The 19,389-nt window shown below is 62.2% G+C and carries 26 protein-coding genes; 24 read left to right on the top strand and 2 right to left on the bottom strand.

Annotated features, from left to right (window positions below; all coding sequences use genetic code 11):
- Positions 1 to 3 precede the first annotated feature (3 nt).
- Genes GO615_RS18765 through GO615_RS18755 form a run of 3 tightly spaced genes read left to right on the top strand, consistent with a single transcriptional unit; the run spans position 4 to position 5,292 of the window.
- The gene (locus tag GO615_RS18765; RefSeq protein ID WP_009242098.1) at positions 4 to 816 is read left to right on the top strand and encodes a conjugal transfer protein TraF; all 813 of its coding nucleotides are present in this window, start codon (positions 4 to 6) and stop codon (positions 814 to 816) included.
- Positions 817 to 826: 10 nt separating this feature from the next.
- Positions 827 to 2,233, top strand: coding sequence for a conjugal transfer protein TraH (locus tag GO615_RS18760; protein WP_009242099.1), 1,407 nt, complete (start codon positions 827 to 829; stop codon positions 2,231 to 2,233).
- Between the two features lie 11 nt (positions 2,234 to 2,244).
- Positions 2,245 to 5,292, top strand: coding sequence for a conjugal transfer protein TraG N-terminal domain-containing protein (locus GO615_RS18755; RefSeq protein WP_009277742.1), 3,048 nt, complete (start codon positions 2,245 to 2,247; stop codon positions 5,290 to 5,292).
- Between the two features lie 24 nt (positions 5,293 to 5,316).
- Here GO615_RS18755 and GO615_RS18750 read toward each other — a convergent pair whose 3' ends face one another.
- A complete protein-coding gene (locus tag GO615_RS18750; protein ID WP_232295882.1) occupies positions 5,317 to 5,628 on the bottom strand; it encodes a hypothetical protein in 312 nt (103 codons plus the stop codon).
- Positions 5,628 to 5,882: a hypothetical protein gene (locus tag GO615_RS18745; protein WP_013723315.1), complete on the bottom strand. Its 255-nt coding sequence runs from the start codon at positions 5,880 to 5,882 to the stop codon at positions 5,628 to 5,630. The genes GO615_RS18750 and GO615_RS18745 overlap by 1 nt, the downstream gene beginning before the upstream one ends.
- 83 nt (positions 5,883 to 5,965) lie before the next feature.
- On the opposite strand from GO615_RS18745, the gene GO615_RS18740 reads away from it, so the two are divergent.
- From GO615_RS18740 to GO615_RS18640, 21 genes are all read left to right on the top strand, one after another.
- On the top strand, positions 5,966 to 6,295 hold the full coding sequence (locus GO615_RS18740) for a TrfB-related DNA-binding protein (protein ID WP_009277741.1): 330 nt from the start codon (positions 5,966 to 5,968) through the stop codon (positions 6,293 to 6,295).
- Positions 6,296 to 6,370: 75 nt separating this feature from the next.
- Complete coding sequence (locus GO615_RS18735) at positions 6,371 to 7,096, top strand: M48 family metallopeptidase (RefSeq protein ID WP_009242138.1); 726 nt, start codon at positions 6,371 to 6,373, stop codon at positions 7,094 to 7,096.
- 7 nt (positions 7,097 to 7,103) lie between these two features.
- Positions 7,104 to 7,364: a hypothetical protein gene (locus tag GO615_RS18730; protein ID WP_009242137.1), complete on the top strand. Its 261-nt coding sequence runs from the start codon at positions 7,104 to 7,106 to the stop codon at positions 7,362 to 7,364.
- Positions 7,364 to 7,783 (top strand): CFI-box-CTERM domain-containing protein, encoded by a 420-nt coding sequence (locus GO615_RS18725; RefSeq protein WP_013723316.1) that lies wholly within the window; start codon positions 7,364 to 7,366, stop codon positions 7,781 to 7,783. Before GO615_RS18730 ends, GO615_RS18725 begins: the two co-directional genes overlap by 1 nt.
- Entirely contained in the window at positions 7,780 to 8,304 is a 525-nt protein-coding gene (locus tag GO615_RS18720) for a PD-(D/E)XK nuclease family protein (protein WP_009242135.1), read from the top strand. Before GO615_RS18725 ends, GO615_RS18720 begins: the two co-directional genes overlap by 4 nt.
- A 23-nt stretch (positions 8,305 to 8,327) precedes the next feature.
- Complete coding sequence (locus GO615_RS18715; RefSeq protein ID WP_169130895.1) at positions 8,328 to 8,696, top strand: hypothetical protein; 369 nt, start codon at positions 8,328 to 8,330, stop codon at positions 8,694 to 8,696.
- A 125-nt stretch (positions 8,697 to 8,821) separates the two neighbouring features.
- Entirely contained in the window at positions 8,822 to 9,067 is a 246-nt protein-coding gene (locus GO615_RS18710) for a hypothetical protein (protein WP_009242133.1), read from the top strand.
- Positions 9,068 to 9,079: 12 nt separating this feature from the next.
- Positions 9,080 to 9,307, top strand: coding sequence for an antitoxin VbhA family protein (locus GO615_RS18705; protein WP_013723317.1), 228 nt, complete (start codon positions 9,080 to 9,082; stop codon positions 9,305 to 9,307).
- Positions 9,304 to 10,392: a Fic/DOC family protein gene (locus GO615_RS18700; RefSeq protein WP_009242131.1), complete on the top strand. Its 1,089-nt coding sequence runs from the start codon at positions 9,304 to 9,306 to the stop codon at positions 10,390 to 10,392. Before GO615_RS18705 ends, GO615_RS18700 begins: the two co-directional genes overlap by 4 nt.
- A 32-nt stretch (positions 10,393 to 10,424) precedes the next feature.
- Positions 10,425 to 10,886, top strand: a complete 462-nt coding sequence (locus GO615_RS18695; protein ID WP_009242130.1) for a hypothetical protein — start codon at positions 10,425 to 10,427, stop codon at positions 10,884 to 10,886.
- A 12-nt stretch (positions 10,887 to 10,898) separates the two neighbouring features.
- On the top strand, positions 10,899 to 11,159 hold the full coding sequence (locus tag GO615_RS18690) for a hypothetical protein (RefSeq protein WP_009242129.1): 261 nt from the start codon (positions 10,899 to 10,901) through the stop codon (positions 11,157 to 11,159).
- A gap of 17 nt (positions 11,160 to 11,176) precedes the next feature.
- Entirely contained in the window at positions 11,177 to 12,859 is a 1,683-nt protein-coding gene (locus GO615_RS18685; RefSeq protein WP_169130893.1) for a zeta toxin family protein, read from the top strand.
- A 15-nt stretch (positions 12,860 to 12,874) separates the two neighbouring features.
- On the top strand, positions 12,875 to 14,086 hold the full coding sequence (locus GO615_RS18680; protein WP_009242127.1) for a DUF1173 domain-containing protein: 1,212 nt from the start codon (positions 12,875 to 12,877) through the stop codon (positions 14,084 to 14,086).
- Positions 14,083 to 14,607, top strand: a complete 525-nt coding sequence (locus GO615_RS18675) for an HAD domain-containing protein (protein WP_009242126.1) — start codon at positions 14,083 to 14,085, stop codon at positions 14,605 to 14,607. Before GO615_RS18680 ends, GO615_RS18675 begins: the two co-directional genes overlap by 4 nt.
- A gap of 155 nt (positions 14,608 to 14,762) precedes the next feature.
- Positions 14,763 to 15,038, top strand: a complete 276-nt coding sequence (locus tag GO615_RS18670; RefSeq protein ID WP_009242125.1) for an HU family DNA-binding protein — start codon at positions 14,763 to 14,765, stop codon at positions 15,036 to 15,038.
- A 3-nt stretch (positions 15,039 to 15,041) separates the two neighbouring features.
- The gene (locus GO615_RS18665; RefSeq protein WP_013723319.1) at positions 15,042 to 16,097 is read left to right on the top strand and encodes an OmpA family protein; all 1,056 of its coding nucleotides are present in this window, start codon (positions 15,042 to 15,044) and stop codon (positions 16,095 to 16,097) included.
- Positions 16,098 to 16,106: 9 nt separating this feature from the next.
- Positions 16,107 to 16,925, top strand: coding sequence for a retropepsin-like aspartic protease family protein (locus tag GO615_RS18660; protein WP_232295879.1), 819 nt, complete (start codon positions 16,107 to 16,109; stop codon positions 16,923 to 16,925).
- Positions 16,922 to 17,713, top strand: coding sequence for a hypothetical protein (locus GO615_RS18655; protein WP_238530181.1), 792 nt, complete (start codon positions 16,922 to 16,924; stop codon positions 17,711 to 17,713). Before GO615_RS18660 ends, GO615_RS18655 begins: the two co-directional genes overlap by 4 nt.
- A gap of 31 nt (positions 17,714 to 17,744) precedes the next feature.
- The gene (locus tag GO615_RS18650; protein WP_246262370.1) at positions 17,745 to 18,095 is read left to right on the top strand and encodes a DUF1294 domain-containing protein; all 351 of its coding nucleotides are present in this window, start codon (positions 17,745 to 17,747) and stop codon (positions 18,093 to 18,095) included.
- Positions 18,092 to 18,619, top strand: coding sequence for a retropepsin-like aspartic protease family protein (locus GO615_RS18645; protein ID WP_013723322.1), 528 nt, complete (start codon positions 18,092 to 18,094; stop codon positions 18,617 to 18,619). Before GO615_RS18650 ends, GO615_RS18645 begins: the two co-directional genes overlap by 4 nt.
- Entirely contained in the window at positions 18,616 to 19,263 is a 648-nt protein-coding gene (locus tag GO615_RS18640; protein ID WP_013723323.1) for a phosphohydrolase, read from the top strand. Before GO615_RS18645 ends, GO615_RS18640 begins: the two co-directional genes overlap by 4 nt.
- Positions 19,264 to 19,389 lie beyond the last annotated feature (126 nt).

Below are 19,389 nucleotides of genomic sequence, written 5' to 3'. Positions count from 1 at the left end.
CCAATGATGAAGCGAAGCCTTCTCCTGCTGGCCCTGCTGTCCGGGTACGCCAATGCGCAGTCACTGGATTACCCGTCTGTTTGGCAGTGCGATGCGAACAAGCCCAACTGGTACTGCGACATGGAAGACGCCAAGCCGCAACCTGTGCAGCCGACGCCGGCACCGGCACGGCAGCAGACTAGCCGCAAGGCTGACCAGCCAAAGCGCATCGAGCTGAAGGACATCAAGACCGCCGAGCAACTGCGACAAGAACTGAAGCGCCGGGAAGACGTGGCGGTGATGAACCCCACCGACCAGAACATGAAGGACTACCTGGAGCTTTGGCAGATGACGCAGGACAAGGGGGCTGTCTTCGCTGACAACTGGCGGCGCGTGGTCTGGCAAAACCCGAGCCTCGACTACGCGCAAAAGCGGCCGGTCAATAACTCCGCGATCAAGATTTACGACGAAGGCCGCATTCAGAACGAGGAACAGCAACTGAAGATGTTGGCCAAGGAGCACGGGCTGATCTTCTTCTTCCGTAGCGACTGCCCGTACTGCCATGCAATGGCCCCGACGCTGAAGATGCTTTCCGACAAGTACGGCATCGAGGTGCTGCCGGTATCAGTCGATGGCATGGGCCTGCCCGAGTTCCCGAACCCCCGCGACGGCCGCGCGCAAGCTGCGGCTTGGGGGATTGAGCGCGTGCCGGCACTGTTCATTGGCTCAAAGCAGACCGGCGACCGTGCGCCCGTGGGCTTCGGAATGATGGCCCTAACCGAAATCGTCAATCGAATCTTTGTCCTCACCGGCACCAAGCCCGGCGATAACTTCTAAGGAGCTGCCCATGCTACTGAAAAAAGTAACGGCGCTGGTGACGGCATTTGCTTTCACCACCTCTACCTACGCCATGAACATGCAGGAGCTTTTCGACTCCGTGAATGCTCAAGGCAACGTCAGCAACCCGGCCGTGCTGCAAGGCCAGACGATGAACCTCTACACCGGAGGCAGTCTGTTCATGCGGATGCCCAAGCGCACCTACCAACTGGCGACGGTGACGCCGCCGAGCTGGAACGCTGGGTGCGGCGGCATTGACCTGTTCGCGGGCGGCTTCTCGTTCATCAACAAAGAGCAGTTCGTGGCCATGCTGCGCAACATTGGCTCGAATGCCCTGGGCTACGGCTTCAAGCTGGCCATTCAGAACCTGTGCCCGACCTGCGACAACGTGATGCAGGCCCTGCAAGCCACGGCGCAAGCTGCCAATCGTCTCAACATGGATTCCTGCGAGGCGGCCAAGGGGATCGTCAATGCGGCCGTGCCCGACACCTGGACGCGCGGCAAGCAAAACGCGGCTAAGAACTTCGGTGTGGACACCAACATTTTCGAGAACATCACCGACGCTTGGACGAACGTGATGAACAGCGAAAGCCGGGCCAACCAGACGGTGAACTCGGCGGCCAGCGCGCGACCCGAGGCGAAAGACCAGCTCCCGACCGGCAACGTGGTTTGGAAGGCGCTCAAGAAGCTCGATGGCGTCACCGACGAGCAACGCATGATCCTGATGTCGATGATCGGCAGCATGATTTTCCCGACCGGCGACACCCCGCAACTGCCTATCCCGCTGCTGCGCAAGGAAATCACGGTGGAGGCCCTGGTGGGTGCGCGTACCACCTCCGACACCATCACGGTGCCGATCTGGCGTTGCGACACCACCAGCGCGGACGGCTGCTTGAGTCCGACCGAGGATGAAGTGACCACCAAGAGCTTCAAGACGATGGTGCGGGAGAAGATGGAAAAAATCTCCGACAAGATCGCCAACCGTTCAGCTCACGACGACATGGCGGCCACCATCGGCTTCCTGAACGCAACCGATCTGCCCATCTACAAGATGCTGGCCGTGACGACAACCCTCAACAACACCTCGATGGCCGACGCGCTGATTGGCCGCTACCAGGAGCTGATCGCCGCCAAATACGCCGAGGTTTACATCCAGCGTGCCGTCACCGACCTGCGCGGCGCGATGGCGAAGTTCTCTGCCGCAGCCGATGCCACCCAGGCCGCCGAGCTGGGCAAGATGAAGCCCGAGCTGGAGGAAATTTCGCGCGCGGCAAAGCAGGTGCTGGCCACTGCCTACTCGCAGACCATCAGCACCTACAACATCGCCCAGGAGGTGCAGTACATGGAGCGTGCGCTGAATGCCAACCTGTCGCAGACGCTGCGTAACTCGCTCGCCTTCGGCAAGAGCCTGCGCTAAGGGGGGATGCCGTGGACATCGAAATTCAAACCTACTGGAACGTAGAAACGCTCTACTACGTCTTCAACGCCGTGGCCTCGATGATGGCCGGCGCTGGCTTCGCTGGCTTGCTGAAGCTGGTTTTCCTGTTCGCCATCGCAATCGGCATGTTCGGCTACATGAACAAGCAGCTCGAAATGGCGAAGTGGTTTATCCACGCCCTGGCCTTTGTGACCGTGCTCAATCTGCCGATCGCGCGCGTTGCCTTGACCGACAAGACAGGGCTGGAGCCGCCGCGCGTGGTTGATAACGTGCCCTTTGCCCTGGCCGTCACTGCGCAGACGACCAATCTGGTGTTCGGCGCGCTGACCAACACCTATGAAACGGTCTTCGGTGTCCCTGAAGACCTGGGCCTGCAAAAAGGGGATGTGGGCTTCGGGCACCGCATCCTGAAACAAGTCAATAACGCGACGATCCGCGACCCCAGCTTGCGCTCCGACCTGATGCAGTTCATCAAGGAATGCACGCTGTACGACGTGAAAGACGGTGAAATCACCCCGCAGCAGATTGTGGGCGGCACCGATACCTGGAACGTGATTTTCAACAACACGAGTCCAGCCCGCTTCGTCACCTACAACACCCTGACGAATGCGCCTACCACCGATACCTGCACCAATGTTGCGGCCATCCTGAAGGAGAAGGTCAACGACGCGGTAACGGCTGGCCAAGCCTTCTACGGCAAGCAGGCTTTCACGCGGGCAAGCAGTGATGCTATCGCTACCAGCATGTTCGTTTCGACGGTGGGCACGTCCTACGACTGGATTCTGAACAACTCCAGCAACGCCTCAGACGCGATGAAGCAGGCGATGTTCAACAACATCTGGAAGGAGGCCGGCACCGAGCTGCCGGCGCTGCTGAACGATCCTGCGCGGGTGGCCGAGGTTAATGCCCTGGCCGGCGCTGCCCAAGCGGCGCGGCAAGCGGACGGCTCCAACAGCACCTTGAGCCTGCTGGCGCAAGAGACGCTGCCCCACATGCGCAACTGGATCGAGGCAATCATCTACGGTCTGTTCCCGGTTGTTGTGGTGCTGATGGTTGTCAGCTCGACCGAGGGGGCAAAGAAGATCATTGCGGGCTACATGATGTCGCTGGCCTGGATCGGCCTGTGGCCAATCTTGTTTGCCGTCATCAACCACCTGTCGCTCATGCACTTGCGCTACAAGGCGCGCGCGCTGGAGCTGGCGGCCGGTGTGCCGTTCCAGCTCACCGATGCTTTCGACGCCACGCTGACCAACGAGCAGGCGGCCATCGGCTACATGGTTGTCCTGGTGCCATTCATCGCCGGGGCCATCATCAAGCTGGGGCAGGGCGGTTTCATGGGTGTTGCCGACCGGATGATGACCGGCTTTGCCTCTGCCGGGGCGGCGGTGGGCGCAAGCAATGCCAGCGGCAATGTCAGCATGGGCCAAGCTGGACTTGATACCGCATCGGTCAACACGACCTCGATGAACAAGTACGACAGCAACATCGGCCTGCAAGGTGGCGGGGCAACCATCGGTCGGGGCAATGGCTCGACGGCCACGATGGCCGCGAACGGCGCGGTTGCCTTGCAGCAGCTCCAAAACCGGATGCTGACGCAGATGAACATGGATCACCGACTGGAAGCCGGCCGCAACCAGGAAGCGCATCGTACCGACATCACATCGACCGGGGATCAACTGGCGCGCCGGCACGGCGACAGCTCCAGCCTCACGGACGTGAAGGGGCACGATACAACCCGTGGTCAATATCAGAATACGGGTGTGGTGGCGGCTCGCGGGAGCGAGGGTGGGTATGGTGGCCAGCACTCAACCGGCCAGAACTTGGATCGCAACTTCCGTGAGGGTTCGCACTTCCGCACGGCGGCCGGTGCCAATGACCAGCTCCACATGAATTTGGGTGTTGGCCGTGGGAACCCCAACGGCGGCGGTGCGCCTGGTGCTGGCGGTGCAGGCGGTGCGCCTGATCCGCGCGAGGAAAAGCGCATTGCCGACGCCATGAAGCAGGGCGGCGCGAACCAGCAACAGATCGACCAAGCTCTGAAGAACTACCGGGGCGGCAAGGGTGGTGCCCAGCCTTCGGGCGGCCTCATCAACGCGGGCCTGGGGTACAACGGCGCGAAGACCTACACGGCCGAGCACGGCCGGGATCGGGGCGTGGATACGGTTCATGGCAACCAGGAAGCCGCGCGCACCGAGCGCACGTTTGCTGAACGCGGCTCACGAACCGAGCAGGCCGGGACGGGCAACCAATCGGCCCAAAACGACCGCCACGGCCGCGATGCAGCCCTCACAAACGTGGATGAAGTTTCCCGCGTGCGTGATGTCTCTGACCGCCGTGAGTTCGGTACTGGCGACCGCGCCAACCGTAGCGACAGCAACAGCTTCACGACTCACAAGGATCTGATGGCCGATCCGTATCTGTTCGAGAAGGTGGCCGCGCGCAATGGCATGACCGCCATGCGTTTCGCCAACCAATCCGAAGACCGGATCATGGACATGGTGCAGGACTACGTGAGCGAGAAGGGCATGGTTCAACAAGCTACCACCATGCCGCAGCAGACTTTCGCAGGCGAAAAACTGCCGACCACGAAGGGCGAGCTGGAGAAGCAATCCGCCAAGGATCGCGCCGGCATCCCGCAGGACATCCAGGGCGTCCACAAGAAGAAGGTGGCACAGACCGGCTACGGCGGAACCGCTCCGCTCAAGGTCGATACCTCTGCGCCTCCGATCATTGCGGAATCCAGAGGGGACGTACAGGGCCAGCTCGACCCGAAGAACAAGGGCAGCATCCCGGCGCGTGCTGGGGCCTTGGACGAGAACGTGAATGCCTGGGCCAGCCCGGACAAGGCTGTAGGCGCTGGGCGGGCCAATCCCGCAGCCGTCAACGAGGACAACATGATCCGCGACGGCAAGGACACCGTTCAGAAGGCTTGGGACAAGCTGACTGGCGGCGACGGTACGGCAGACGGCGAAAAGCTGAACGACAACATGAAGCGGGAAACGGCCGCCTCGGTTCAGATCAACAACGGCAGCAAGTAAAGGGAAAGGGGGCTTTGCCCCCTTTCAAGAATTGCCGCCCGTGTAGTTATCGCCCCAGGGTAAATGATGAACAACACAAGACTTGCCGGTAAATGGATTAACGCCTGCTGCGCTATTTGGCGCGCCAGTGCCGGGCCATTTCGACATTCCCTTGAATCCATCGCTTAACCACCATGCAAGCCAGAATGGAATCCAGAAAATCAATCCGCCGCCGAGCATTGGAATGTAGTCGGCAAGGAAATTACCACCGGATGCCGAAAGTGCGGCAGCGGCCGGCAATGGAAGCCAGAGCATCCAGCGCCTTCGAGAGAACAGCATTTTTTTCAGTCGCATCATTATTGTTCCTCAATAACCAGCATCACGTAGGTGGCCGTGTTTTTGTCATCTTGCATATGCACGACACGGAAGCCCTTTTCGTAAATCTGCTTGATCGTCACCTTGCCGATGTGTTCGCACTGCAACACCGAGTCGCCACCACGGAAGGGGCCGATGCAGACACCGCCACGCTTCGCGGCGGCCGCTTGGGCGCTGGCGTTCGTCATGTCGGCAAGTGCTGCCACGATGAAAGCAGCGTAAAGCATCTTTTTCATTACAACTCTCCTTCCAATTTGGATAGAATTTGCGCATCTTGTCTATTGACAAAATACGCTCAAAACCCTTACGGTGCAAGGGGATGAGCCAGATATTCAAGACTGTTTCCGCAGCGTGTGGCCATGTGTCGCGTGCTGTCTTCGTGAAAGCAGCGCGGCGGCTTGGTCTTTCGTCCGAATCTTACCGCATCGCTGAAGAAGTGTTCCTCAAAGGCTACCGGCAGGCAACCGTCGCGCGCCACGTCGGCGTCTCGCGTCAGCGGGTGCATTCAGTGTGCCGGGAGCTGCTGGAAGAAATCAACAACCAACTTTCCCCTGAAAGGGCAACCGATGAAAAAACTACTCCTGATTCTCATTACCACGGCCACCTTGGGCGGATGTGCTTCGCAACAGCCTCTCAGCATGAGAAATGACTGGCGCGCTGGCACCGATCAAACGCCGTATCGCTCGATCCCCACAGCCTTAATCTGTGACGACTGCAATTTGCAATGATCCCGTCTCACTGGTTCAGACGGATCATTCTGATCGTCTTCATCATGGAGGTTGCTGGCGGCATTTTGTGGGTAACTGGCAGGTTATCCACGAATCCGGCCGCCAAGCCAATGACTCAGGCTCTCGGTAGCCTGATATTCCTGTTCGGCTTTTATGCCAGCGCGCCATTATCGGCGCGCTTCCTTGCTCCGCGACCGTCGCGGGATGCTGTGCTTCAAGAGCGTTTGGCAAGGATAGTGGCAACCGTCCCTGATAGTCGCCCCGTCTTCCTGTATGACCATGCCGACAAGGAAGCCAACACCGTGGGGCTGCTGCCGAGTCATTCGCGCATCTACGTGACAACCGGCCTGCTGGCCAGCATGAGCGACGAGGGTATGCGGGGCGTGATCGCCCATGAAAACGCACATGTTCATGAGCGCCATATCTTCGCCACGTTCACCTATGCCTGCTGCTTTGCTGTGAGCAGCCACCTCCTGGACAACAACAACTTTTTCTTTGCCGCCTTCCTCCTGTTCCTGGGGATTCGCCGGTATTGCGAGTACCGGGCGGATGCCGGCGCTGCGCAGTCCGTAGGGCGCGAAGCGATGTTGACGGCGCTGCGCGAGCTGGCCGTGTTGTACCCCTCGAAATCCTGGGTTCGCTGGTTCTCGTTCGCCAATGCTTACCCAACCTTGGCCATGCGGATGCGGGCCGTGGAAACCGGGCGAAAGGCCCTTCTGTGAGGTGAGCATGGATGCCTTCTACCTGCAATGGATCGGCTGCGCGTTTGGGGTGCTGGGGGCCTTGCTGCTGGCCCTCAACAACCGTTTGTCGGGCTGGGGGTTCGTGTCTTTCCTAGCCTCGAATGTCTGCTGGATCGGCTTCGGCGTCATGACCGACGCGCCGGGCCTTATCTTCATGCAGGTGGCTTTCACTGCCACAAGCCTGCTGGGCATTTATCGCTGGATGCTGGCCAAGCCCGGCTTTCGCGCGCGAAAGCAGGAGGGGTGATGAGGCGGGCGAAAAAGTACCACACCATCACCGACATCGTAGGCACGGTTTACTGCGAGCAAAAGGTGGTTTTCGACCGTGAGCGCGGGGATGCCCGGCCGCTGGAGGTTCGGGCGAAGGCCGCTGCCGGCACCTTCGAGCACCTACGGTTTCAGGTCGAAGGGCAGACGCGCGCGGCGATTGACCGGCGCTGTTTCATTGCCACCACGATCTACGGGCCTGACGCCGCCGAGACAAATTTCCTCCGCGCTTGGCGTGACCGGGTGCTGATGCCGGCAATGGTAGGGCGCTTGTTCGTCCGAGCCTACTACGCCGTCTCACCTGGCTTGGTGCCTCTGCTGTGCAGGAGCCGGTGCGCGGCCACGGCTGTGCGCGCTGGGCTGAACGCCCTGCTTCGCTTGCTGGGGATGCCGCGATGAGCAACTTGGCCAGCTACATCCTATTCGCCCTGGCCCTGGTGCTGGCCGGCTGGACATTCATGGTCTGGCGCGGGTTCACTCAGAACTGGCTCCCTCCCGAGCTTGCGGCCGGCAAGGTGGCTCAAGTGGAGCGCAACCTGTTCATCAATGCACCGTTCCCCGTCGTGGGCCGGCCCGATCAGGTGTATCGGCTTCCTGATGGGCTGCATGTTCCCCTCGAAAACAAGAACCGCGATGCCCACCGCGTCTATGAGACGGACATTGCACAGCTCTCTTTGCAAGCGTGGCTGCTTCGCCTGAACGGACTCGAAACAGCGCCCTTTGGCTTCGTGGCCATCAACAACCGAAAAACCCGTGAGCGCCGAGCCATGCGCGTGGAGCTGCGCGACGACGCCTATTGCGAGCAGTTGGTGGCCCGGTACATCGACCTCACCGAGCGCAGGGCCAAGGCGCGCAAAAGCCGGGGCCGCAAATGCGACACATGCGGCCATCGTTCCGAATGCTTTTCTCTCAACCCTTAACCAACAACATGGAGATTCCACCAATGACTACCCCTGACCGCGAACTGCGCCTGATGGAAACCTTTGTCGGCCTTCTCAGCGACCATCAAAAGGACTTCGAGGGCTTCGTGCGCGACGTGGAGAACGTCCGCTACTGCCATACCCCCATCGACGGCCAGCAAATCAATCGTTGCGAGTATGCGCTGCGCAACATGGAGATTCGCCTGCTGAACATCCACAACTGCATCCAGGCGGGGCGGTTCGACGCTGAAACGCTCGATGCGTTGGTTCAGACCAAACATACCTGGGCCAGCATGAAGAACCGGGTGGATAGCTACCTGGGCGAAATCCACCAGATCATCAGCCAGACATCCGCCGCGCTGCGGCCGGTGCGCGAGAGCTTGGTGGCGTGATCGCTCTCCCCTTCCTATTGACGTTATCGCGCTAAACGCCTAGTGCCAGTAGGATTTTTTTGATAAACTTGCTTTCACCGTGAAAGCAAACAAACGGCATCTGAATACTGGCACTGGACACCCGCATGGACAACTTACCGATGGATGCGCTGCTGACGCAGATATGGCAAATGGTTTCTCCCTACGTGGGCGGGGCCTGGGCCGCACTGCAACGCATCTTCGCTGAAACCCCTACCCCGCTGTTAATCGGCATTGTCGTTGGCTTGTTGCTCGCGCGCGTGCTGCGCGGCGTGCTGATCGTGGCGGGGCTGGCGGCAGTGGTGTTTGTTGCCGTGCGGGTGTTTGGCATTGCTGTGCCCGGCTTGGGCTGACTGGAGGCGAACATGGAAGACAAGAACCCTTATGAACTCGATACCGGCCCCGTGGCTGCGCCCCATCCGGCCGACGTGCGCCGTGCGCAGTTTGTTCAAGCCAATGCTTCCCTGTCCCTGGAGGGGATGCCGGTGGACGCCGCCGACCTCGCCATTCAGGAGGCCGTCATCGCCGGCACCCTGACCCCTGACGAGGCGGTAGCCAAGTACCTGGAGCGCACACGCGGGGCCAGCCAATGAGCGAGCAAGAGGACTACACCTACCCCGGCACGCACGTTCTCAAGAACAAGGCCGACATCCGCGACCTCGCGGCGCTTCAACGCTTCGAGCGCGGCGCAACGGCCGTTCGCATCCAGGAGCTGCGCGAAAACCCGGTACGGGGCGAATACGACTTGGCCCACCTTCAGGCGATCCACAAGCAGGTTTTTCGGGATGTCTACGAGTGGGCCGGCGAAGTGCGCAAGGTGGATATTGCAAAGGGGCCTGCGGGCGACCGAACCCTGTTCACCTTCAAGGAAGACATCCCGCAGAAGGCGCAGGAAATCCAATCCGCGATCAAGGAAGCCAACTATCTGCGCGGGATGGACAAGGAGCAGTTCAGCGGGAAGATGGCCGAGGTCTATGCCGGCGTGAACGAAATGCACCCCTTCCGCGAAGGGAACGGCCGCACGACGCGCGAATTCATCGGGCAACTCGCCAAGGATGCGGGCTACCAGCTCGATTACTCCAAGGTCGATAAGCAGACGTGGAACGAGGCCGCCAAGGAATCCGCGCGCGGCAACCTGGAGCCGGCGCGCGAGGTTTTCTACGAAATCACGACAGTGGAGCGGGCGGTGGCCTTCGACAAGCTGGCCACGCGCGAAGCTCTGGCCAAGCATCCCGAGCTGGATGGTGCCTACAAGATGCTGCACGACGCCCACCGGGCCGGGCAGGACGCCGCTTACCTGCGGGCAGAAATTTCCAAAGAGCTGCACAGCGGCCGGCTGGTGGGCGATGGCGTGACGCTGGACGAGTCCAAGCGAGTCATCGACCACGCCGCAGCCTATCGCGGCCTGATGGTGCGGGATGCCGAACGGCTTGGCGGGCAATTCAAGGGCGAAGTGGTGGCGGTTTCGTCGCACCACGCGATGCTCCAAGTGGGCGACATGATCGCCGTGCGCTACGAACGCGCCAATCTGGATCGTGACCTTGCCGTGGGCGACCGCGTGACGATCCAGTACGACAAGGCGCGCAGCCAAGTCTATGAGCAGGGCAAGGAGCCGGCGCGGGATCGTGGCGGCAAGGACATGCAGATGGAGCGCGAGCGCGTGCCGACGCCGCGCTGACTTTCGCGCGCGAAAGACCAACGGAGAAGAACATGAATCGAGAAACGCTTGAGCTGCTGGTTTTTGTGGGGATGTGCTTTGCCGCGTCCTACCTGTTGATGCGCGAGTTTCGTGCCTACCTGGATGCCGTCTTCAGCCGTTCCCCCGGAGAGCTGTGGGCCGATGTCTGGAAGCGCGCTCATGCCGAGCACGACCTGAACCGTAAGGCCCAGCTCGAAATGTTCGGCTCCAAGTGGGCGACCGTAGGGGGCCGCTTGCTTGTGGTGGGGCTTGTCATAGCTGGGGTGTGGTTTCTGGCTTTTGTCCCGGCTGCTGCCGTGCTGCTGGCCGTCTATCTGGCTTGGGGGTTGTACGCCACCCGCAGCCTTGGGCTGACGGCCAACGACGTGTATGCGCGCCTGCTGAAGCGCGACCGCATCACCTACCGCCTGCTGCACGCGGCCCTGTGGCCGCTCCATGCAAACCAAGCCAAGAACCAATCCGGTAATCAGTGAGGAATCCAGACCATGACCAATCAACTTTTCAGCCGTGCCGGCGTCCGCTACGAGGTGGCGCTGGATGTCCTGGGGGCCATCATCGCCCACCACTCCGAAGCCATTGCCGCCGAGCGCGAAAAAGCTACCCCTGACGAGGCCGTGATTGCGGCCGCTCAGAAAGCGAAGGACGAGCTGCGCACGATCCGCGAAGACCTCGATCCGAATGCTGACGAGGCCATCGAGCGCGTCATCACTCAGTACGGCCAGCAGGCCCGCGACCTTTACCAATAAGGCAGGAGGGCAGACAAATGGCTGGGGAGGTTTCCAAGTACGCAATGGAGAGCGCCTACAAAGACGTAGAGCGCGATGCACTGGCAAGAACGACGGCGCAGGAGAATCCGAAGGCGATCCTGTTGGGTGGCCAACCGGGATCGGGTAAATCGGCGCTGGCGGCCGAAGCGATCCGCGAGCTGCGCGCCAACGGTGGCGCTGTGGTGATCGACGCCGACCGGATGCGCGAGGAAAACCCGCGCTACAAGCAGCTTTCGCGCGAAGACCCCCAGCACGCCGCCGACCGAACGCAGAAAGAGGCCGGCGAATGGGCTACCCGCCTCACGCTGGCCGCCGTGGAGAACCGCCGCAATCTGGTGGTGGACGGCACGATGCGCAGCCCGGAGAACATCCGGGACTTGACCACTCGCCTGAAGGAACAGGGTTACGAGGTGGAGGCCAGAGTGTTGGCCGTCAACCCGGAAACCTCAGTGACCCGCGCACGGCTGCGCTTCGAGGAACAGGTGGCCGAGCGCGGCACCGGGCGGTTCGTCAACAAGGAACAGCACGACAACGCCTACAACGGCATGGTGGAGTCCGTGCGCGCCTTGGAGCGGGACAAGCTCACCGACTCGGTGCGCGTCTATGACGCCAACCAACGGCAAATCTACGAGAACAGCCAAGAGCGCGGAGAGTGGAAACGGCGAGCAGCAGCGGTTGATGTGTTGGAGCAGGAGCGCGGGCGCGCCTGGACGCACGCCGAGCGGCGCGATTACGTGTCCGCCCTGGACGACATCAATACGCTGGCCAAGCAGCGGGAAGGTGTGCGCGACAACGTGACCTACACCGTGGGCACCGTGGCCAAGAACGATGCGAAGGACTACAGCAACGTCAATGACGCCGCCAGGGCCTTCCGGGATGCCAAGGCTGAAGACCAGCCCTATGTGATCCGCACCGAGCGCCTTCCCAATGGCCGGGAATCGGCCTCGACGCCGGGGCAGACCACGTACACCGAGAAGGAGGGTGTGCGGGAGTATGGCAAGTACATCGGGGGCAACGACGAGGCCCTGAAGCGGGCCTACGCTGATGCCTTGCGGCCGGAACAGGAGCGCACCGCGCGGCCGGTGCTGGCCGACCGTGACGAGCTGGCGGCCAAGCTCGAAGCGGCTCGAAACGACTTGGCCCGTTTCGAGCAGACCCCGGCCTATCAGCGCGCCCAGGCATTCGACCAGCTCACCAAGCGGGAGGCGCTGGAGCGCCACCCGGAGCTGGACGGGGCCTACAAGCAGCTTCACGACATCAAGCAGAGCTGGACACCTCAGACCAGTCAAGACCAGCGGGAAACCAGCTACTTCAATGCGCGTGCCGAGCTGTCCGAGCAGCTTCATCGGGGCCGCGTCCCGGAGGGAAGTGTCACCGTGGATGAATCGCGGCGCGTGATCGACATGGCCGCCAGTCATCGGGGCTTGGTGGTGCGGGATGCGCAAGAACTCAAGCAGGACGTGAAGGGCGAAGTGGTGGCCACCTCATCGCATCACGCCCTGGTGAAGATGTCCGACATGGTGGCTGTGCGCTACGAGAAGGAAGGGCTGGATCGGGATGTCCGGGTAGGCGAGAAAGTGACGATCCAGCACGGCAACGAAAAGAGTCAGGTGTACGAGCAGGGCAAAGAGCCTGCGCGGGAGAACGCGCGGGACGTGGGCCGGGACATGGGCCGGTAAGCAAGGGAGAAAAACATGGCGATCTACCAGATTGGCGGGCAATCCATTCATTCAGACGACCCAGCCTTGTCCGAGCTGCTGGCCAATATCTACAGCTCGCGGGAGCGGCCGCTGTGCCTGTGCCGTACCCCTGGCATTGAAATGTACGTGGCCAAGGTCGATGACAAGTACCTCATCAAACGGATGCCCAATTCTGGTAGCGGCCACGCCCCGGCCTGCGATTCCTACGAGCCGCCGCCCGAGCTGTCCGGGCTTGGCCAAGTCATTGGCTCCGCGATCCAGGAGAACCCCGACGAAGGCACCACGGCGCTGAAGTTCGACTTCGCGCTGTCCAAGGGGGCCAGCCGATCCGCGCCGGCACCGAGCGGAAAGGAGACGGATAGCGTCAAGACCGATGGCAACAAACTGACCCTGCGCGGCACCCTGCATTACCTGTGGGAAGAAGCGGGCTTCAACCGATGGGCACCGACGATGGCCGGCAAGCGCAGTTGGTACGTGATCCGCAAGTATCTGCTGCAAGCAGCCGAGGACAAGACTGCAAAAGGCGCGAGCTTGGCCGGAATGCTCTACATGCCCGAATCGTTCAACGCCGAGAAGAAGAACGAAATCACCCAGCGGCGACTCGCGCAGATGATGCGAATCGCCACGCCCGAGAAGGGCACCCGGCGCTTGATGCTGGTGGTGGGGGAGGTGAAGGAACTGGCTCAGTCGCGCTACGGGCACAAGATCGTCCTCAAGCACCTGCCCGATTGCCACTTCATGATGAACGACGACATCTACAAGAGGCTGCTCAAGAGATTCGAGGTGGAGCTGGGCCTGTGGGATGCCTTGGAGGGCACCCACCTGATGATGATCGGCACTTTCAGCATCGGCGCTACCGGCGTGGCCTCGCTGGAGGAAGTCGCGCTGATGTGCGTGACCGAGAACTGGATTCCGTTTGAAAGCACCTTCGAGAAGATGGCGCTCGATGCTCTGACGCAGCAGAACCGGCGCTTCATGAAAGGGATGCGGTACAACCTGCCTTCCACGCGGCCGCTGGCCTGCGCGGTGGCTTCGGATACCGAGCCGGAGCCGACCGCCATGTACGTGGTTCCGCCTGGGGCCAGTGAAGACTATGCGGCCGCCGTCGATGAATTGATTGCGGAAAGCAAGCTCCCTTCATGGAAGTGGGTGGCTGGCGAGGCTCCTATGCCGGCGCTGCCGGCGCTGCCGGAGCACGGCCGATGATGAGCGCCCTACTCCGCTTCGTCGGCATTCGCCCGACCGTCGCCCCGACTTTCGCGCGCGAAAGTCTGCCGGCGACTCAACGCGCAACACGATGGGCGCTTCAGCGTGCTCCCCGTGGCCCCGTCCTGATGCTGGACATCGACGGGGTTCTACACCCTGGCCAGTCTGGCACGCTGATTTACCTGCCCCTGCTGGAAACATGGCTGCGAACGCATCCCGATGTTGATGTGGTGATTTCGTCCAACTGGCGCGAGACGCATACGCTGGATGAGCTGCGCAACTTCTTCTCCATCGAGCTGCGCGAGCGCGTTATCGGCTGCACGCCCGTTTTGCCTGATTGCACCAGGCTGGACGAGATCCTTTGCGTTGTCCGCGAGTACGGCGTCACCCAGTGGGCTGCCCTCGATGACCGCGTGCAGGAATTTCCAGATACACGCCGGCTGGTGGCCACCGAGTATCTGGACGGACTTACCGGGGAGTCGCTGCTTCAGCTCACCCGCGTGATGTGGGCCGCACCGTGAAGGTGTGGAACGCCCTGCTTTGCCTGTTTGGCATCCATTCGCCGCTGTCCACGCCCATCTATTCGAGCTGGGACGGAACCCAAGTACATGAACGGCGCTGCGCCCGTTGCGGCAAGGTGCTGGGTCATATTCTCAACTGACACACGGAGATTTCCATGAACCGACAAGACCTGATCGACGCCATTGCTGAAGACACCGAAGCATCCAAGGCGGCCACCACGCGCTTTCTCGATAGCCTCATCACCATCGTACAAAACGAGGTGGCCAAGGGCGGCGCGGTGAAGCTCACCGGCTTTGGCACTTTCGAGAAAGCAGCCGTTGCGGCGCGCACCGGGCGCAACCCGAAGACCGGCGCGCCGATCAAGATTCCCTCGACCCACAAGCCGAAGTTCACGCCTGGGGCCACGTTCAAGGACTTGGTGAAGGACTGAACCATGAGCAAACATCCCGACTTGAACGGAACCGCGCTTGCGCTGCTGCGTGCGCTCGACCGTGGCGAAGTGCGGGGCATTCGGGTGCTTTCGGAACGCGCGGCGGGCCGCCCATTGTGCGGTGCTGTCGATCTGGCCGTGATGCGCGAGTACCTGGGTGAAACCCGCCACCTTATCGACCGCGGCTATCTGTCGCGCAAGCCTGCCGGCACATCCATCCGACTGTCTCTGACGCGCAAGGGCCGGCGCGCACTCCATCCTGGCACGCCGTTCTGGCCAGCGCCTGTGACTTGGGCGCTAGGGGCGTCCATGCTTGCCGCTGGCGTAACCGGATGCGCGCCGATGCCTCCCGAGCAACCCCGTGTGCTCCTGATGGGCGCGCCCGTGCTCACCGGGCTGGCCCAAGTGCGCGATCCACAAACCGGCACCGACTACTTTGTGCCATGCAATCCGTGTGCGGCACCAACGCCCAAGACTCCGATGCTGGGCAGCACCGATGCTGCACCAGAGGCGACCGGCAAGGCGGCTGCACGGCCGCAGCCTTCGGTCTTGGCCAAGCTAGACGCCCATACTGTCGCCACACTCGCCATCCGGGCCGAAGCGGATGCCATCCCGGCCGGCTCCGCCCAGCTCACCGACGACGTGCGCCCCGTGACGGTAGTTGCAGTCGGCCCGGCCACGGCCGCGCCAGTCGCGGCTACTGCCTCCAGTTCCTTGCGCTCGCTCCCGTTTTCTAGCTCCGTGGCAAATCTGAACGATGAGGCCAAGCGTAATTTGTCCGAGCTGCTGCCACTGGCCATGACGGCCGAGCGCGTCTTGATCCGTGGCCGCACTGATTCGACCGGCACCGTGGCCGGCAATCGCGCCTTGGCCATCGCAAGAGCTGCGACTGTGCGCGCCGCGTTTGCCCGTGGTGGCGTTGACCCCCGAAAGCTGAAAGTCTCCTACTGCGTGACCTGCTTTGTCGCCTCGAATGACACCGAGGCTGGGCGCAGCGCAAACCGGCGCGTAGAGGTTGAGCTGGTGATGCCAGCGCCGGCCGTGGCCTTCAGCAAGTGAAAGCTGGCCATGAGCGCAGATGACCGGGATTGGTACCGAGAGCGGGCCGCGAAAACCATGCAGGATCATTACTATGACCCGAAGGTGTTTCGCGGTTCGCGCGAGGTTCGCGCAGACCAACCCCGTATCACCTTTTTGCAGTTCGTCATCGCCAATGCGCTGCCCTACGCCTTTCTGATTGTCGCGGGCGCGATCTGGCAAATAGCGCATGGGGCGACTCCACACGACGCCCTCTTGATGACGACCCAATGGCTCAAAGGTTTCGTGTTGAGCCATCCGGTCTTGTGCCTCCTGATGGTAGCCGGTGCGGCCTTCTACATGGCAAGGCCGCGCCTCGCCGGCATCGCCTATGTCTGGATCGGGATCGGGTTCCTGTGCTTTGTTGCCTTCGACTACTTCGGCAAAAAGCCTGCCGCCACGGCCGCACAACGAGCGGGCGAGCCGCCGCGCGTGGCCACCATGAGCGTGCCAAAGAATCAGCGCGGGCACTATGAGACGCCGGGCAGCATCAACGGCCAGCCTGTCACCTTCATTGTGGATACCGGCGCGGGCGTGACATCCGTTCCTGGCTCGCTGGCCAAGCCCTTGGGCATCACATCATGCGAACCTCGCCAGTTCAGCACGGCGGCCGGCGAGGTCTTCGGATGCGTCGCCACGGTAGCAGAAGTGGTTTTCGGTTCCTTCCGTGCCCATAACGTCCAGGTTGCCGTCATGCCCACCATGAACGGCCCTGCATTGCTGGGCATGAACATCCTGGGGATGGTGCAGATCGAGCAACGCGGATCGGCGCTGCTGTTCTCCACCACCCATTTCCGAGAAGACGATTGAACATCAAGAACAACAAGGAGGAAAACATGCGTCACCTTCCGCTTTACCTGCTTCTGACCGCTGCGGCCGGCTGCGCCCTACCTGCGCTGGCCAGTTCTGAAGCGGTGCCCGACGATGCTCCGGCTGCTGTAGCGGCCGCCACGGCCGCCACGGCCGCCGAGGTCAAGGTGGCCATCACCGGGCGCATCGACCTGACTGCTGATCGAGGGCGCAAAGTCTTCATCGAATTCCTGGCCAGCCCAAAGCTGACGGCCGCCGCGCGGGCTTCGCTGGCCTCCAGCGGCTTCGAGCTGGTGGACACCCGCGAACAGGCTGACGTGGTGTACGAGCTGGACGGTGCCTTCCAGGCGCTGCGCCCCGCGACCCGGCGTACCGCCGAGGTTCGCGTGGGCGACTATGCCGAGAACCCCGCACCCTTGGCCACCAAAAGCGGCCGGGGCGGCTCCGTGATGCTGTCGCTGAACCCGCTGGCCATGCTGATCGGCACGATTGCATCCAATGTCGGGAATGCAACCGGCGCGCAGGACTCGGTGAACGCGGCCACGGCCGGCGACCCGGACGGCAAATGCCTGTCGCGCTGCGAGACGTGGCGCTACCGTCAGCGCAATGTCGTCAACCTGACGCGCAAGGAAGGCAGCACGGAACAGAAGTGCTCCGTGCTGGCCACGGCCGAGGATGCCGAGCTGGTGCCGGCGCGACTCATCCAGTCGTCCCTTGCGGGCTTGCAGGAGGCTGCCGGCTTGATTGTGGCCCTGGGCCTCTCCGCTGATCCTGCTTTGGCGAAATGAACGCGCCGGGCCTGTCACTGGCGGATCGCTTTTGGATCGCCCATCGCTGGGCACGGTGTTCCTTGTGGGCGTAATTGTCGCCAGCATCGCCGGGCGTATCCGGCCTCACTACGCTTGGGCCTATGCGCTCATGAGCAACTTGGCCTTTCTGGCCTACGGCCTCGACAAATCAGCGGCCGTCGCTGACCGTTGGCGCTGGTCTGAAAAGTCTTTGCACTGGATCGCGCTGCTATGCGGCTGGCCCGGTGCCTTGATTGGTCAACATGCCTTCCGCCACAAGTCGCGGAAGGCTTCCTTTCTGTTTTTCACCTGGCTGGCCAGCGCCGCGAACGCCGCTATTTTCGCGCACTTGACTGGCTTCTATCGCTGGAGTTGGCAATGAACGCTACTCGCGCCCTTGTGGCACTGATGGCCTGCCTTGCCATTGGAACATCGCACGCGCAGCAGCGCGAATACATCATCTATGACGGCCAGAGCTACCCCGGCGACCAGCTAGACGTTGCGGCCGCCTCTCCCGTGATGGTCAAGCCGGCGCAGCGCCTGGGCAATGGGGACTACTCCATCCCGCGCGCTGCGGACGGCCACTACTATATCGCCGGGGCCGTCAACGGCTTTCCCGTGGTCTTCATGGTGGACACCGGAGCGCGCTTCACGACGCTGCCGGTCAAGCTCGCCCGCAATGCTGGCATCCGCGCTGGCCGCGCAACATCCTTTGACACGGCCGCAGGCCGTGAACGTGGTGGCATCACTGCGGCCAACACGGTGATCGTCGGCCCCTTCGCCGTTGAGGGTGCGGCTATCGCCGTCCTGGAGCGCCTTTCCGCTCCGCTGCTGGGGATGGACGTGCTCAACCGCTTCCAGATCGCCTATTCGGGCGGCTTCATGATCTTGCGAGGCGGCCGATGACGCAGGCAAAGGCGCGCGCGTGGGTTCGGCTTCCTTCTGGCCGTCGCCTCGACCTCATCAATCCCGATCCCGGCGTGTGGCTCGACAGTGACCTTGCCTTGCGTTTGGCGAGGACGTACCGCTGGGGTGGGGAATCATCATGGCCCCTGCCCCTCTCTGTGGCCCAGCATTCGCTCCTGGTGCTCGCTTTGCGCCGGCAGTGGAGCGACACCCCTTTGCCGGCCTCTGACGCGCTCCTGGAGCTTCTACACGACGCCGAGGAAGGTTTCCTTGGGTTCGATTGCATTTCTCCGCTGAAGGACGTGCTGGGCCTTTCCTTCCGTGCTGTTTCGTCTCGCCTGATGGCTGCGGTTTCGGAACGGTACGAGCTGCGCGCTTGGTCGCCGGCAGCGCACGCCGTCCACAAGCGGGCCGACTCGGTGGCGGCCGCTTCCGAGGCTGTGCATTGCATTGGCTGGCCAGCTCATGAAGTGCGTGATGTCCTGGGCATCGTGCATCCGGTGCTTGATGTCGATCCGCTGGCTGAAATCTACGGTTGTCGGCCGTGGGAGCCGTGGGCGGCTGACGTTGCGGCCGAGCGGTTCCTGGCTGCGCTGGAGTCGTTGCGTGCTGCTGTGCATGGGCAGATCGAGGCGCAAGCGTGACCCCTGGGCGTCTCCCCTGCGGGGCCGGGCTTTCGTGCTGCGCATCGAGCCGCCTGCGGCGTCTCGCCCCTTCGGGCGTCAATCCCTGACGCCTCCGCGCCGTGCCGGCGCTGCGCGCTCCGCTTG

Source organism: Aromatoleum evansii, assembly GCF_012910805.1.
Classification (GTDB): domain Bacteria; phylum Pseudomonadota; class Gammaproteobacteria; order Burkholderiales; family Rhodocyclaceae; genus Aromatoleum; species Aromatoleum evansii.
Note: the sequence above shows the minus strand (reverse complement) of the source record. Positions and strands in the feature narration are given on the sequence as shown.

What these genes read in the sequence shown, in the direction of transcription:
- GO615_RS18705 (WP_013723317.1), top strand. Translation starts at nt 9,080, where the DNA reads ATGGAAGACAAGAACCCTTATGAACTCGATACCGGCCCCGTGGCTGCG.
- GO615_RS18680 (WP_009242127.1), top strand. Translation starts at nt 12,875, where the DNA reads ATGGCGATCTACCAGATTGGCGGGCAATCCATTCATTCAGACGACCCA.
- GO615_RS18710 (WP_009242133.1), top strand. Translation starts at nt 8,822, where the DNA reads ATGGACAACTTACCGATGGATGCGCTGCTGACGCAGATATGGCAAATG.
- GO615_RS18760 (WP_009242099.1), top strand. Translation starts at nt 827, where the DNA reads ATGCTACTGAAAAAAGTAACGGCGCTGGTGACGGCATTTGCTTTCACC.
- GO615_RS18665 (WP_013723319.1), top strand. Translation starts at nt 15,042, where the DNA reads ATGAGCAAACATCCCGACTTGAACGGAACCGCGCTTGCGCTGCTGCGT.
- GO615_RS18675 (WP_009242126.1), top strand. Translation starts at nt 14,083, where the DNA reads ATGATGAGCGCCCTACTCCGCTTCGTCGGCATTCGCCCGACCGTCGCC.
- GO615_RS18765 (WP_009242098.1), top strand. Translation starts at nt 4, where the DNA reads ATGATGAAGCGAAGCCTTCTCCTGCTGGCCCTGCTGTCCGGGTACGCC.
- GO615_RS18685 (WP_169130893.1), top strand. Translation starts at nt 11,177, where the DNA reads ATGGCTGGGGAGGTTTCCAAGTACGCAATGGAGAGCGCCTACAAAGAC.
- GO615_RS18645 (WP_013723322.1), top strand. Translation starts at nt 18,092, where the DNA reads ATGAACGCTACTCGCGCCCTTGTGGCACTGATGGCCTGCCTTGCCATT.
- GO615_RS18720 (WP_009242135.1), top strand. Translation starts at nt 7,780, where the DNA reads ATGAGCAACTTGGCCAGCTACATCCTATTCGCCCTGGCCCTGGTGCTG.
- GO615_RS18750 (WP_232295882.1), bottom strand. Translation starts at nt 5,628, where the DNA reads ATGATGCGACTGAAAAAAATGCTGTTCTCTCGAAGGCGCTGGATGCTC.
- GO615_RS18640 (WP_013723323.1), top strand. Translation starts at nt 18,616, where the DNA reads ATGACGCAGGCAAAGGCGCGCGCGTGGGTTCGGCTTCCTTCTGGCCGT.
- GO615_RS18660 (WP_232295879.1), top strand. Translation starts at nt 16,107, where the DNA reads ATGAGCGCAGATGACCGGGATTGGTACCGAGAGCGGGCCGCGAAAACC.
- GO615_RS18700 (WP_009242131.1), top strand. Translation starts at nt 9,304, where the DNA reads ATGAGCGAGCAAGAGGACTACACCTACCCCGGCACGCACGTTCTCAAG.
- GO615_RS18670 (WP_009242125.1), top strand. Translation starts at nt 14,763, where the DNA reads ATGAACCGACAAGACCTGATCGACGCCATTGCTGAAGACACCGAAGCA.
- GO615_RS18735 (WP_009242138.1), top strand. Translation starts at nt 6,371, where the DNA reads ATGATCCCGTCTCACTGGTTCAGACGGATCATTCTGATCGTCTTCATC.
- GO615_RS18690 (WP_009242129.1), top strand. Translation starts at nt 10,899, where the DNA reads ATGACCAATCAACTTTTCAGCCGTGCCGGCGTCCGCTACGAGGTGGCG.
- GO615_RS18745 (WP_013723315.1), bottom strand. Translation starts at nt 5,882, where the DNA reads ATGAAAAAGATGCTTTACGCTGCTTTCATCGTGGCAGCACTTGCCGAC.
- GO615_RS18695 (WP_009242130.1), top strand. Translation starts at nt 10,425, where the DNA reads ATGAATCGAGAAACGCTTGAGCTGCTGGTTTTTGTGGGGATGTGCTTT.
- GO615_RS18740 (WP_009277741.1), top strand. Translation starts at nt 5,966, where the DNA reads ATGAGCCAGATATTCAAGACTGTTTCCGCAGCGTGTGGCCATGTGTCG.
- GO615_RS18725 (WP_013723316.1), top strand. Translation starts at nt 7,364, where the DNA reads ATGAGGCGGGCGAAAAAGTACCACACCATCACCGACATCGTAGGCACG.
- GO615_RS18715 (WP_169130895.1), top strand. Translation starts at nt 8,328, where the DNA reads ATGACTACCCCTGACCGCGAACTGCGCCTGATGGAAACCTTTGTCGGC.
- GO615_RS18730 (WP_009242137.1), top strand. Translation starts at nt 7,104, where the DNA reads ATGGATGCCTTCTACCTGCAATGGATCGGCTGCGCGTTTGGGGTGCTG.